The organism is Lacrimispora amygdalina, assembly GCF_003432035.1.
GTDB classification, from domain to species: Bacteria; Bacillota; Clostridia; order Lachnospirales; family Lachnospiraceae; genus Lacrimispora; species Lacrimispora amygdalina.
This window is the reverse complement of record NZ_QOHO01000020.1, coordinates 67,281-80,030: the sequence shown is the minus strand read 5'-3', so window position 1 is coordinate 80,030 and position 12,750 is coordinate 67,281. Positions and strand designations below refer to the sequence as shown.

Sequence of the window (12,750 nt, the reverse complement as noted above, 5' to 3'; positions counted from 1 at the left end):
TCTACTTTCTTTCACACTAATCTCCCGGAATCTCCTGAAGGCCTGCAAAAAACAGGACCATGTTGTAGCCGATCACGGACCAGATTCCCACAATAGCTATGGAAATATAAGCAATTTTAGGATCTGAGATCCAGTTCACAGAAGAAAGCCCAATCCGGTTTAAAAGGTGATTGATTAAACCGAATTCTGAATTATAAAGCCATCTCCAGACCATGGCTACCGCCGCAGGGGCTGCAACCATAGGCAGGAAATAAATGGTTCTCCAAATCGAACGGCCTTTTATTTTCCCATTTAGTATAACAGCTAATACCAGCGCGATTGCTATGGAAAATGGTACTTCAACAAGCGCATACTTAAAGGTATTCCAAAGCGCCTGCCAGACTGTACTGTCCTTCATAAGCTTGCTGTAGTTACTGAGTCCTACGTATACATTGCCCTTTCCAAAGGCACCGGTTTTAAAAAAGCTTTGGTAGATTGTCTGAAAGATTGGTATAATATTCAAAATTATGAGGCCTGTCATAGTAGGCAGCAAAAACAGCCAGCCCCACAAAAATTCACTTTTCTCCCGTCTTGATACCGTTTTTTTTCTGTTCATGCAGTCCCTCCGCAATTTCGTCAAAAGGGGAGGCAGCCGTTGTATCTGCCTCCCCGACCACACCTATTCTTCCGCCAGCATGGCATTCATTTCCTTATCAATATCCTTGCAGACTTCCTCTACACTCTTATTTCCGTTCCACGCATCAATCAGTTTTTCATGAATCATATTGGTCCATGCAACCGTTGATTTGGAGTACGGACGGATTACAAGATCATCCATCATATCAAGATATGCCTGTAAATTGAAGTCCGGATACGCCTTAATCCAGTTATCGGTAGTTCCCTGATAAGCAGATATTACAATTCCAAGATCAGACTGCTTCTGCTGGGCTTCTTTGGAACCCATGTATTCAATCAGCTTCCATGCTTCTTCCGGCATGGAGGTATTGGCAGAAGCCGCCCAGCCAAGGCCATTATAGATGGAAGCGCGTCTTCCCGTTGTTTTGTCCTTTGGAAGAACAGCGATGTCACAGTTTGCCTTTACATAATCATTGTTGCAAAGCTCTGAAAGCATCCAGGAACCCTGGGTAATCATAGCTACCTTACCAGCCTCAAATAAAGCTTCTTCCTTATTCTCTGCAATTACCTCATAGGGCGGTGCATACCCTTCTTTCATAAGATCAGTAAGGAAGGTCAGTGCCTTAATGGTTCCCGGCTGGGTAAATCCGGAAGATTTTTTGTCATCGCTGATTACATATCCGCCCATGTCATAAACTGGGTTGCACCAGCCTGCCTGATCATTGGTAGGGCTAACCGCAAAACCATACTGGCTTCCGTCAGCCTTAGTAAGCTTTTTCGCTGCATCTGCAAAATCATCCCAGGTCCAGTCTTTGCTTGGATAGGAAATTCCAGCCTCGTCGAACATGGTTTTATTATACCAGAGCGCAATGGTGTCAATGTCTTTTGGAACTGCATACTGCTTGGTTCCCTGCCAGTTGTAAATGTCCACAATCTCTTTGGGGAATTTATCCATCTCAAGTGTCTTACTGGCCTTGATCCGGTCTGTTAAATCCAGCAGCATCTCATATTCCGAGTAACGTGCAATCTCATTGGAATGCATCCAGAATACATCAGGAAGAGAACCTCCTGTAGCGCCGGCTTCCAGCATGGTCCAGTACTGATCCCATGGTGTTACCTGAATCTGTGTCTTAATTCCGGTCTCTTTCGTGAAATCAGCCATAATCTTGGTAAGACCTGGTTCCTGATTTTTATCCCAGATAGCTACAGTGAGTGTCCCGGAAGAGCCTCCCTTTTCCTTTTCCGTCTCAGCTGCGCCTGATTCCTGCTTTGACTCCTGCTTGGTCTCCTGTGATCCTGCGGCTGTTGTCTGGCTGCCGCTTTGCTGACTGGAACAGCCGATCAGTGCAGATGCTGCGATAACTGCCATTGCTGCTGGTAATCCCCATCTCCGTTTCATTTTGTTACCTCCCATAATTTGTCACTTTAAATAGTTACATAATTATTGCCCAATTAATTTTTGTTACTTTTTATTATTATGGATCTAATTATAATCTGTTCTTTGTTAATTTTACATAGATTAATGTGATTTTTATATGGTGTTTTGTTACATTCACAAATCAGCTTTGTGAAACTGCCTGCGATACTGCAGCGGAGATTGCCCCTCTGCTTTTTGAAAGTATCTGCAGAAAACAGAGGCATCATGAAAGCCGCAGGAAAGGGCTGTTTCCGTTATACTTAACGTGGTATCTTCCAGGAGACGCTTTGCCTCAAGTATCCGGTACTCCGTCAGATAATGCTTGGGAGATACCCCTTTATGCATCATAAAAATCCGGTAAAGATAGGTCCGGTCAATCCCAACATACCTGGCTGCATCCGCAATTTGTATGGGATAACTGTAATTATGCCGGATATATGTTTCAGCCTTTTCTATATAACTTTTCTCATAAAGATCCATTTGCGCGGCATTTCCGGGAAAATGGGAAAAAAGAAGATAGAGATAACCCCTCATCTCATCCATATTATGGGAGGTTCCAGAAAAAGCAGCCACAAGAGCCAGAATAATCTCACGCCACTCTTTTCCACTGTCAAAGCGATAGCAGTATCCTGCCTCCTCACTCCGGTACTCGGATACCAGACGTTCTGCCTCGGTTCCGGAAAATGCCACCCATGCATATTCCCATGGTTCCCTGTTATCTGCCTGATAGTAAGTCACTTCCTGAGGCTTAATTAAAAACGCCTCACCTTCCATAAGCCGGTACTCCCTGTCAGAAGTCCTGTAAACTCCCCTGCCTTTCAGCACAACATGAAGGAGGTAATGCTTACGGACAGCAGGTCCGAAATAATGGCCGGGCATACACGTTTCATGACCGCAGTAATAAATGGTTAGCTCCCTTGCTGACTGGTTCATGTTTTCACCTCCATGCAACAAACTGACAATTTTTTGAAACAAACTTCCTATCTTTTTTTCTGCTGTAATTATACAATAACCTCATCTGGCAGACAAGAAAAACAAGGAGGAATAGCAATGATAAAAATAACTTTTATGGGAGCAGGAAGTACGATATTTGCGAGAAATGTCTTAGGAGACTGTATGTGCACGCCTTCCCTGCGCGACGCTGAAATCGCTCTGTATGACATTGATCCCATCCGTCTTTCGGACTCGGAGCTTATTTTGAGTGCAATCAACAAAAATGTAAATGACAAAAGGGCCGCCATACACACTTATTTAGGACCGGAAAACCGGAGGGAGGCATTGTCTGGTGCAACTTTTGTTGTAAATGCCATCCAGGTTGGCGGATATGATCCCTGCACGATTACCGATTTTAAAATACCGGAAAAATACGGTCTGCGTCAGACCATAGCCGATACGCTGGGAATCGGCGGAATCATGCGGGGCTTAAGAACGATTCCGGTCATGGAAGAATTTGCAAGAGATATGGAGGAGGTCTGCCCGGATGCCTGGTTTTTAAACTATACCAATCCCATGGCAATTCTCTCCGGATACATGCAGCGGTATACCTCTGTCAAAACCATTGGTCTGTGCCACAGTGTTCAGGTCTGCTCGGAAAATCTGCTGAAAGAACTGGGTATGGAGGACTGTCTGGAAGGCCGGACAGAGCTGATTGCCGGAATCAACCATATGGCATGGCTTTTAAATATTCACGACCGGAACGGCAAAGATCTCTATCCGTTAATTAAGCAGAAGGCTCTTGAGATGAATCAGGCAGGCGGCCACAAGGATATGGTACGTTTTGAGTACATACGAAATCTGGGTTATTACTGCACGGAATCCAGCGAGCACAACGCTGAGTATAATTCCCTGTTTATTAAGTCCCGGTATCCTCAGCTGATTGAAGAATTTAATATCCCGTTAAATGAATATCCCAGACGGTGCATCAAACAGATTAATGAGTGGGAAGAGGAAAAAGCGTCAATCTTAAACAACGGAGCCATTACTCACACCCGTTCTCTGGAATATGCTTCCTATATTATGGAAGCCATCATAACCAATCACCCGTATAAAATCGGAGGAAATGTTTTAAACAGGGGTCTGATTGAGAATCTGCCTTCTGATGCGTGTGTGGAAGTACCCTGTCTGGTAGATGGAAGCGGGATCACTCCGTGTCACGTCGGCCGTCTCCCTGTCCAGCTGGCTGCCATGAATATGACAAATATCAATCCCCAGCTGATTACCGTGGAAGCCGCCCGAACAAGAAGCAGGGAGGCGATTTACCAGGCCGCCATGCTGGATCCTCATACCAGTGCAGAGCTCAGTATCAGGGATATCCGGGCCATGGTGGATGAACTGATTGACGCACACGGTGATTATATGAGCATGTACCGCTGACATTTCTCCCGCAAATAAGATTTGCAAGTAAAAACGGCTTCCTGTATAATAGATATGAATAATCAGTATCCGATTGAGGGGGCATAGCTTTGACTGAAAAACAGACGAGTTATAAATGTGTGGCGGGATTCCGTTGTTTAAGAAACATCAAGCGTCAAACCAATGATTTGTATCTGGTCCACTGCGGTATTCAGCAGTGTCCTCCCGGATACACTTACAATCACAAGATTCCCAATGAATATCATCTCCATTTTGTGCTGGGAGGAGCGGGTGTTCTGGAAACAGGAGGAACCCGTTATGAGCTGGAAACTGATGACATCTTCCTGATACCCAAAGGCCAGCCGATTCAGTATCATGCAGATTATGAAAACCCATGGGAGTATATGTGGATCACCTTTGACGGCACCATGGCGGAAGCCTATCTGGGATATGCGGGCCTGTTAAACGAACATTGTGCCATCCATTCCCCAATTCCCAACCGGTGTTATCTGCCCATGATACAGAAGATTCTGGATACCAACCAGCTGACATTTGCCAATGAAATTAAGCGTGTGGGATATTTATACGAGATCCTGTCCACGCTGATTGAAACACAGAGCAGCCTGCGCACCAGCAAAAACCAGTATGATTATTCCATTGATACGTATATTGATTATGCGCTGCAGTATATCAAGCTGAACTATGACCGCATCAGGGTTCAGGATATTGCTGATTACATCGGAATCAACCGTTCCTATTTAACCTCAATTTTTAAAAAGAAACTGGAAGTTTCACCCCAGGAGTATTTAATGAGATTCCGGTTAAACATTGCAGCCCGGGAACTGGCCGGTACCTGCCGGTCTATACAGGAAATAGCCACCAGCATCGGTTATGATAATCCACTTACCTTTTCCAAGATATTCAAACAGGAATATGGAGTGAGTCCCAGGCATTACCGGGAAGAAAAAAAAGAAATAAAAAATAAGGAGGCTGATCCTTAGGACCGCCTCCTTAAATACTCTATCTGTCTGCTAAGACTTCATTAATCTGAGAAACCAGAACATCACAGTCAATTCCATGAACCTGACAAGCTTCCTCTAAAGACTCTCCCTGAGATGCGGGACAGCCAAGACAATGCATACCTGCGCGCATCAGCATCGGTGCAATGTTGTCATCCATCTCAAGCAATGCTCCGATCAGCATATTTTTATCAATCTGCATCTTGTATTCCTCCTTATTAAATTGTACATACTGTTTTTATAATATAATACTTTTCCAGGTAATTAGCAAGGGTTTCATTCCGTTTTTTCTTTTAAAGGCTTATAGAAAAATTTCTCATTAAGCGCTATTGACATTGTATACAGTATTCATATATAATGTATTCATACAAAGGTCCTAGGAATTATAACCTTTGATGACACTTATTTATTATTGATACTTATTATAAAGATTTTATATGGAGGTACAAACAAATGAGACCGGAATGGAGAGCTTTTAACAACGGTATATGGGAACATGAGATTAATGTCAGAGACTTTATTCAGAAGAACTATACCCCTTATGACGGGGATGATACTTTCCTTGCAGGACCGACAAAGAAAACTGAGGAACTGTGGGCACAGGTTATGGAATTAAGCAAGAAGGAGCGGGAAGCCGGCGGCGTTCTGGATATGGATACAAAGCTCGTTTCCACGATTACCTCTCATGGACCTGGATATTTAGACAAGGACAAAGAAACAATTGTTGGATTTCAGACAGATAAGCCTTTTAAGCGTTCCCTGCAGCCTTACGGCGGCATCCGAATGGCAGAAAAGGCCTGTGCAGACAATGGATATACCATTGATCCGGAAATAAAGGAATTTTTCAGTGTTCATAGAAAGACTCATAATGCAGGAGTTTTTGATGCTTATACGGAAGAAATGCGTAACTGCCGCTCCAGCCACATCATTACCGGACTTCCGGATGCTTACGGCCGTGGACGTATTATCGGTGATTACCGCAGAGTTGCTCTTTACGGAATCGACCGTCTGATTGAAGATAAGGAAGAACAAAAGAATACCACCCGTACTACCATGTATTCCGATGTAATCCGGGAAAGAGAAGAATTATCCGAGCAGATCCGTGCTTTAAAGGAATTAAAGAAACTTGGTTCTATTTACGGATTTGATATTTCAAAGCCTGCCATGAATGTAAAGGAAGCCATTCAATGGACTTATCTGGCTTACTTAGCTGCAGTTAAGGAGCAGAATGGTGCTGCCATGTCCCTTGGACGTACTTCTACTTTCATTGATATTTATGCTCAGAGAGATTTAGAGGAAGGTACTTACACAGAAGAAGAAGTTCAGGAATTTGTGGACCACTTCATCATGAAGCTTCGTCTTGTGAAGTTTGCACGTACACCGGAATACAACGAGCTTTTCTCCGGTGATCCTACCTGGGTGACAGAATCAATCGGCGGTGTGGGAATTGACGGACGTCATCTGGTAACAAAAATGTCCTTCCGTTATCTTCATACACTTGAGAACTTAGGTACTGCACCAGAACCTAATTTAACGGTTCTCTGGTCTACAAAGCTTCCAGGTAACTTTAAGCGTTTCTGTGCAAAGACCTCTATCGCATCATCTTCTATTCAGTATGAGAATGATGATTTAATGAGAGTTACCCACGGTGATGACTATGCCATTGCCTGCTGTGTATCTTCCATGAGAGTAGGAAAAGAAATGCAGTTATTCGGAGCACGCGCCAACCTGGCAAAATGTCTTTTATATGCCATCAACGGCGGCGTGGATGAAATCACCAAAAAACAGGTAGGCCCTAAATACCGTCCTGTTACTTCTGAATATTTGGATTATGATGAAGTAATGGATGCTTATAAGGATATGATGCAGTGGCTTGCAAATGTCTATGTAAATGCTTTAAACATCATTCACTATATGCATGACAGATACAGTTATGAGCGCATTCAGATGGCTCTTCATGATAAAAAAGTAACCCGTTGGTTTGCAACCGGAATTGCTGGTCTTTCCGTTGTTGCTGACTCACTTTCCGCTATTAAATATGCTAAGGTGAAAGCAATCCGTGATGAGAATGGTATCGTTGTGGATTATGAAGTTGAGGGAGATTTCCCGAAATACGGAAACAACGACGACCGCGTGGATCAGATTGCAAGTGATCTGGTACACACCTTCATGAACTTTGTGAAGTCAAATCATACTTACCGGGGAGGAATTGCCACAACTTCCATCTTGACAATTACTTCCAACGTAGTATATGGTAAAAACACAGGAGCAACTCCTGACGGACGTAAGAAGGGAGAAGCATTTGCACCAGGTGCTAACCCAATGCACAGAAGGGATACTCATGGTGCTGTAGCATCTCTGGCATCAGTGGCCAAGCTTCCATTTAAGGATGCTCAGGATGGTATCTCCAATACCTTCTCAATCGTACCAGGAGCTCTTGGCAAAGAGGATAAGATCTTCACCGGAGATCTGGAAGTGGATCTTGAACTGGCTTTAGGCGAGGACCAGAAGTAAGGAGTGGCTGTTATGGCAGATCCAAATGAAAAACAAATTGATGATATTGTCTCAATGCTGGATTCATTTATGACCAACAACGGCGGTCATATGAACATCCGTGTAGCTGAGGACGGTACCGTAAATGCCCATAAGACTATGGCGAAAACAATTACGACTACCAATTCTCTTGACTGTGCAGAAGGCGATGTAGCCTGCCGCGTTCCTACCCTGTTTGAGGGCATGGACCGGGAAGAGGACGACCAATAAACAGTCAGGAATACCAAAAGAACGAAAACACATAAGGAGGATAATGTAATGGCAAATATCAGTGAATCTCAAATCGACAATCTCGTGAACTTATTAGATGGCTATGTAGAAGAAGGCGGACATCACTTAAATGTTAATGTTTTTACGAAGGATACTCTTCTGGACGCACAAAAGCATCCGGAGAATTATCCTCAGCTGACCGTTCGTGTATCCGGTTATGCAGTTAACTTTATCAAACTGTCAAAAGAACAGCAGGATGAGGTTATCTCCCGTACATTCCACAGCAATATGTAACAATCAGAAAAGAAGGCGAAGCACTTATGACAGGACGTATCCATTCCATTGAAAGTTTTGGTACCGTCGACGGTCCGGGCGTGCGCATGGTGGTATTTTTTCAGGGCTGCCCCATGCGCTGCCAGTACTGCCACAACCCGGATACATGGGAACTGGCAGGCGGCAATCTGATGACAGTTGAGGAAATATTAAAGCAGTTTGAGTCGTCCCGGCATTTTTACCGGGGCGGAGGTATCACAGCCACAGGCGGTGAGCCGCTTTTGCAGCTGGATTTTCTTATCCAGCTGTTTGAAGCTGCAAGAAAAAAGGATATTCATACCTGTCTGGATACCTCTGGAGTGACATTTAACAGAGGCAATGAAGATTATTTAAAGAAAATTGACCGTCTTCTTGCTTCTACCAGCCTGGTGATGCTGGATATCAAGCAGATTAATGATATCAGACACAAGCCCTTGACTGGTCACTCCAATGCAGATATTCTGGATTTTGCACGCTATCTTGATGAAAAAGAAATCCCTGTCTGGATCCGTCATGTGGTGGTGCCCGGCATCACAGACGAAGCAGCAGATTTATACCATCTCGGGCGTTTTATCGGTCAGTTGAAAAACGTAAAGGCCCTTGATGTTCTTCCCTATCATGATATGGGAAAGGTCAAATATGAGAGTCTGGGTATGGATTATCCTTTAAAGGGTGTACCCCCTTTATCAAAGGAAGATGCCATATCTGCAAAGAAAATAATCCTTACCGGAATTAAGGACTCTCGCATAGGTACGCCGGATCCCTATTGCTTCTAAAATTAAACATTAATTGTTACAATTTCTACTTGATTAAATTTTATTAATAGTATAAAATATAGAAAAATGTATAGAATATAAGGAGGTTATTTATCATGGCACGTGTTATTAGTGACGCTTGTGTAAGTTGTGGTTCATGCGAAGGCGAATGCCCAGTAAGCGCTATCAGCCAGGGTGATTCTCAGTACGTTATTGATGCAGATGCTTGCATCGACTGTGGCGCATGTGAAGGTGTATGCCCAACAGGAGCTATTTCTGAAGCATAATTATTGAATACATATATGCCTCTTCCGTAAGGGAGGGGCATTTTGTTATTGATCCCCATATCTTTTTATTATTACTCATGTTATTTCTGAAAGGAAGTCTATATGAAAAAACCACTGATCGGATTGACGCCTGCCCACGATACGGATAACAATGATATTAAGATGAGACCTACCTATTTACGGGCTTTAAAGGCGGCAGGGGCAATTCCTGTTGTTATGCCGTTAGAAGCTGATGAAGATGAGTTGAAGCAGCTGGCTGATGAACTGGACGGGTTTTTGTTTACTGGAGGACCGGATGTTCACCCGTTTCTCTTCGGTGAGGAAACACAGATGCACTGCGGTAATGTATCGGAGGCAAGGGATGGGATGGAGCTTGGACTGCTGCCATTTATTCTTGAGAAAAGGAAACCGGTTCTTGGAATCTGCAGAGGGATTCAGGTGTTAAATATTGCCATGGGCGGGACGATCTGGCAGGATATCTTTTCTATGACAAAACCGGAATTTCCTATTGCACATACCCAGCCATTTGCCTATCATATGCCCAGTCATACGGTTTTACTGACGCAGGGTACACTGCTGCATGAGATAGCTGGTATGGATACACTACGAGTTAACAGCATGCATCATCAGGCTGTGAAGGATTTGGGGGAGGGGCTGATTGCATCGGCTTACTCTCCGGATCATCTGATTGAGGCGCTGGAAATGCCGGGTTATCCATTTTTTGTGGGAGTACAATGGCATCCGGAATATCTTTGGGAAAATAGCGGGGAAGCATTTCGGCTCTTTAAAAGATTTGTGGAGTCTTGCTAAGAATTAAGACGTTCAAAAAAATCCGCAGTTTACACTTTCAGTGGCAGCTGCGGATTTTTTGCCTGAGCCGCTTTTGGACTCTTTTTATCTGAAAGTGAGAATATGCTATAACTTTTTTCCGTTTCGACCAAATTTCTTTTTGCGGTTAAAGAAGGGGATTTTGGATGCTGCTGCTTCTGCACGGCCTTTGTTGTCTTTCTGATAAGTACGTATCAGCTCGTCCAGCTGTTTGTAACGCTCTTCTTCTTTTTCCTCTTTTAAGTTCATTAAGTATTCCATCTCCTTAATGACTTTATCATTGACCAGACTGCTGACATCCTGGCTCAACTGCTCATTATTTAACTCCAAAGCACGTCCAATGATGTGATTCATGATTTCCTGAAACTGTTCCATCTTTCCCTGTGCAATAGAGACCTGTGCTGTGTTATGTACTTCCAGGCCTGACTCGCCGTCTTCTCCGGCCAGTCCACTGTCTTTTAATTCCTGGGTCATCTGCCCCTCCAATAACTCATCAGGTATAACCGGATCTTTTCCGTCCCCAATGACTTTTTCAAGCGCTGTCTTAATGGCTTTTAACTGATATCCCTTTTCCTTTAAGTCCTTGATCTGCTTGAATAAACGGATGTGTGCTTCGGTGTAATACCGGTGTCCCATCTCATTTCTGGGAATGTTTAACTCCAGCTCGTCCTCCCAGTATCTAAGGACATGGGATTCTACATCAACCTTCTTTGATGCATCCGATATTAAGTAATGTATCTCAGCCATAGCTATATCCTCTCCTTTGGTTCGTTTAGTTTTCATAACCTTACTATTTATATCTTATGCGGGTATAATACGGATTATGAATAAGATGTTGAAAAAATTTTAATGGGAAGGGGAATTTTTTGGAGGGGTGATGTTGGAGAGTGAAGGGAGGGGATTAAGGGGGACGGTAATCCGCAGGAGCCATCTGGGAGTAAAATTGTAGAACAATTTTTCTCCCAGATGGGGAGCATTCGCTCCATAGAAAAAGGGGAAAGCCCTCCCTCAGAAACAAATGCATTTGTTTCTGAGGGAGGGCTTTCCCCTTTTTCTATCCTGCTCATTGCCGGGCCATGTTTGCAAACTTCGTATACTCCGGCCTCCATACCAGATTCACGGTTCCAATCGGACCATTTCTCTGCTTCGCTATAATTACTTCCGCAATATTGGGCATATCAGTATCCTTATTATAATAATCATCTCGATATAAAAACATTACCACGTCGGCATCCTGCTCGATCGCTCCTGACTCTCTAAGATCAGACAACATCGGCCGGTGATCCGGCCTCGTCTCGCAGGCACGGCTTAGCTGTGACAGGGCTATTACCGGCGCACTCAGCTCTCTTGCAAGGGCCTTTAACGAACGGGAAATCTCAGAAATTTCCTGCTGACGGTTCTCTCCGCCTTTTCCGCTTCCGCTCATTAACTGCAGGTAGTCAATAATTACAATACTTAATCCATGCTCCAGCTTCATCTTTCTGCACCTTGAACGAAGCTCCATAATGGAAATTCCAGGGGTGTCATCAATGATTAACTTGGAGTTGCCAATTACGCCGATTCCTTCCACTACCGCATCCCAGTCACTGTCGGATAAGGTACCGGTTCTTAACTTCTGGGAATCTACATTCGACTCCATGGCCAGCATACGGTTTACCAACTGTTCTTTTGACATCTCCAGACTGAATACCATCGCTGGAAGTCCCTTCTTCACCGCTATATGATCTACCAGATTCAAAACGAAAGCTGTCTTTCCCATAGAAGGGCGTGCCGCAATCAGGACAAAATCTGACGGTTGAAGACCGGAAGTCTTATAGTCCAGATCAATAAATCCTGTTGGAACTCCTGTTACTGTCCCCTGATTCTTGGAGGCCTCCTCAATCTTTTCCAGTACATTCATGGCAACCTGACGAATGGGTACGAAATCTCCGGAATTACGGTTCTGGAGTAAGTCAAATATGGTTTTCTCCGTAGATGCCAGTATATTCTCAAGCGGTTCTTTTCCTGCATAACAGGTGTTGGCTATATCCTCGTTTATCTTAATCAGCCGCCTTAATACGGCCTTGTCCCGTACGATTTTGGCATATGACTTTACATTGGCAGAGGTTGGAACGGTTGTAATAATGTCTCTTACAAATTCCAGACTGGATACCTCGGGGGGAACATCCTTTTCTTTTAAGCGGTTCTGCAAAGTGACTAAGTCCACCGGCAGATTCTCATTAAAAAGCTCCAGCATGGCTTCAAACATGACGCCATACTGGTGCTGATAAAAATCTCCTGCTGTAACGATCTCGGAAGCAGCAATGATCGCATCCCGATCCATCAGCATGGATCCGATGACGGACTGCTCGGCCTCGATGCTGTGAGGGAGAATCCGTTTGATCAGGGCCTCATCCATAACT

Annotated in this window: 12 protein-coding genes and 2 pseudogenes; 8 read left to right on the top strand and 6 right to left on the bottom strand. The window is 44.0% G+C overall.

From position 1 onward, the window contains the following. Window positions 1–19 precede the first annotated feature (19 nt). From DS742_RS07305 to DS742_RS07295, 3 genes and pseudogenes are all read right to left on the bottom strand, one after another. Window positions 20–595: pseudogene (locus DS742_RS07305) on the bottom strand (carbohydrate ABC transporter permease); the annotation flags it as partial. 63 nt (window positions 596–658) lie between these two features. Next, window positions 659–2,014 carry an ABC transporter substrate-binding protein gene (locus tag DS742_RS07300; RefSeq protein WP_117416335.1) on the bottom strand — a complete coding sequence of 452 codons (1,356 nt, stop codon included), beginning with the start codon at window positions 2,012–2,014 and terminating at the stop codon, window positions 659–661. Window positions 2,015–2,167: 153 nt separating this feature from the next. Next, window positions 2,168–2,965, bottom strand: a complete 798-nt coding sequence (locus tag DS742_RS07295) for an AraC family transcriptional regulator (protein WP_117416334.1) — start codon at window positions 2,963–2,965, stop codon at window positions 2,168–2,170. Window positions 2,966–3,082: 117 nt separating this feature from the next. Here DS742_RS07295 and DS742_RS07290 point away from each other — a divergent pair, with 117 nt between their 5' ends. Together DS742_RS07290 and DS742_RS07285 are read left to right on the top strand one after the other, a co-directional pair. Next, window positions 3,083–4,405: an alpha-glucosidase/alpha-galactosidase gene (locus tag DS742_RS07290; protein ID WP_117416333.1), complete on the top strand. Its 1,323-nt coding sequence runs from the start codon at window positions 3,083–3,085 to the stop codon at window positions 4,403–4,405. An 89-nt stretch (window positions 4,406–4,494) separates the two neighbouring features. Further along, a complete protein-coding gene (locus DS742_RS07285; RefSeq protein WP_117416332.1) occupies window positions 4,495–5,385 on the top strand; it encodes an AraC family transcriptional regulator in 891 nt (296 codons plus the stop codon). 19 nt (window positions 5,386–5,404) lie between these two features. Here DS742_RS07285 and DS742_RS07280 read toward each other — a convergent pair whose 3' ends face one another. Then, a complete protein-coding gene (locus DS742_RS07280) occupies window positions 5,405–5,605 on the bottom strand; it encodes a DUF1858 domain-containing protein (protein ID WP_097004642.1) in 201 nt (66 codons plus the stop codon). Between the two features lie 251 nt (window positions 5,606–5,856). On the opposite strand from DS742_RS07280, the gene pflB reads away from it, so the two are divergent. The 6 genes and pseudogenes from pflB (at window position 5,857) to DS742_RS07250 (ending at window position 10,330) form a co-directional block, all read left to right on the top strand. Beyond that, window positions 5,857–7,917, top strand: a complete 2,061-nt coding sequence (pflB, locus tag DS742_RS07275) for a formate C-acetyltransferase (protein WP_117416331.1) — start codon at window positions 5,857–5,859, stop codon at window positions 7,915–7,917. Window positions 7,918–7,929: 12 nt separating this feature from the next. Continuing rightward, window positions 7,930–8,166 (top strand): hypothetical protein, encoded by a 237-nt coding sequence (locus DS742_RS07270; protein ID WP_117416330.1) that lies wholly within the window; start codon window positions 7,930–7,932, stop codon window positions 8,164–8,166. 24 nt (window positions 8,167–8,190) lie between these two features. Next, window positions 8,191–8,460, top strand: a pseudogene (gene grcA3, locus DS742_RS07265) (autonomous glycyl radical cofactor GrcA3); the annotation flags it as partial. A gap of 26 nt (window positions 8,461–8,486) precedes the next feature. Then, on the top strand, window positions 8,487–9,254 hold the full coding sequence (gene pflA / locus DS742_RS07260; protein WP_117416329.1) for a pyruvate formate-lyase-activating protein: 768 nt from the start codon (window positions 8,487–8,489) through the stop codon (window positions 9,252–9,254). Between the two features lie 95 nt (window positions 9,255–9,349). After that, window positions 9,350–9,520 carry a 4Fe-4S ferredoxin gene (gene fdxA / locus DS742_RS07255; RefSeq protein ID WP_117416328.1) on the top strand — a complete coding sequence of 57 codons (171 nt, stop codon included), beginning with the start codon at window positions 9,350–9,352 and terminating at the stop codon, window positions 9,518–9,520. A 102-nt stretch (window positions 9,521–9,622) separates the two neighbouring features. Then, the gene (locus DS742_RS07250; RefSeq protein ID WP_117416327.1) at window positions 9,623–10,330 is read left to right on the top strand and encodes a gamma-glutamyl-gamma-aminobutyrate hydrolase family protein; all 708 of its coding nucleotides are present in this window, start codon (window positions 9,623–9,625) and stop codon (window positions 10,328–10,330) included. Between the two features lie 105 nt (window positions 10,331–10,435). On the opposite strand, the gene DS742_RS07245 is transcribed toward DS742_RS07250, so the two are convergent. Together DS742_RS07245 and dnaB are read right to left on the bottom strand one after the other, a co-directional pair. Beyond that, window positions 10,436–11,095 (bottom strand): helix-turn-helix domain-containing protein, encoded by a 660-nt coding sequence (locus DS742_RS07245; RefSeq protein ID WP_117416326.1) that lies wholly within the window; start codon window positions 11,093–11,095, stop codon window positions 10,436–10,438. A gap of 316 nt (window positions 11,096–11,411) precedes the next feature. Next, window positions 11,412–12,746: a replicative DNA helicase gene (dnaB, locus tag DS742_RS07240; RefSeq protein WP_117416325.1), complete on the bottom strand. Its 1,335-nt coding sequence runs from the start codon at window positions 12,744–12,746 to the stop codon at window positions 11,412–11,414. Window positions 12,747–12,750: the final 4 nt, after the last annotated feature.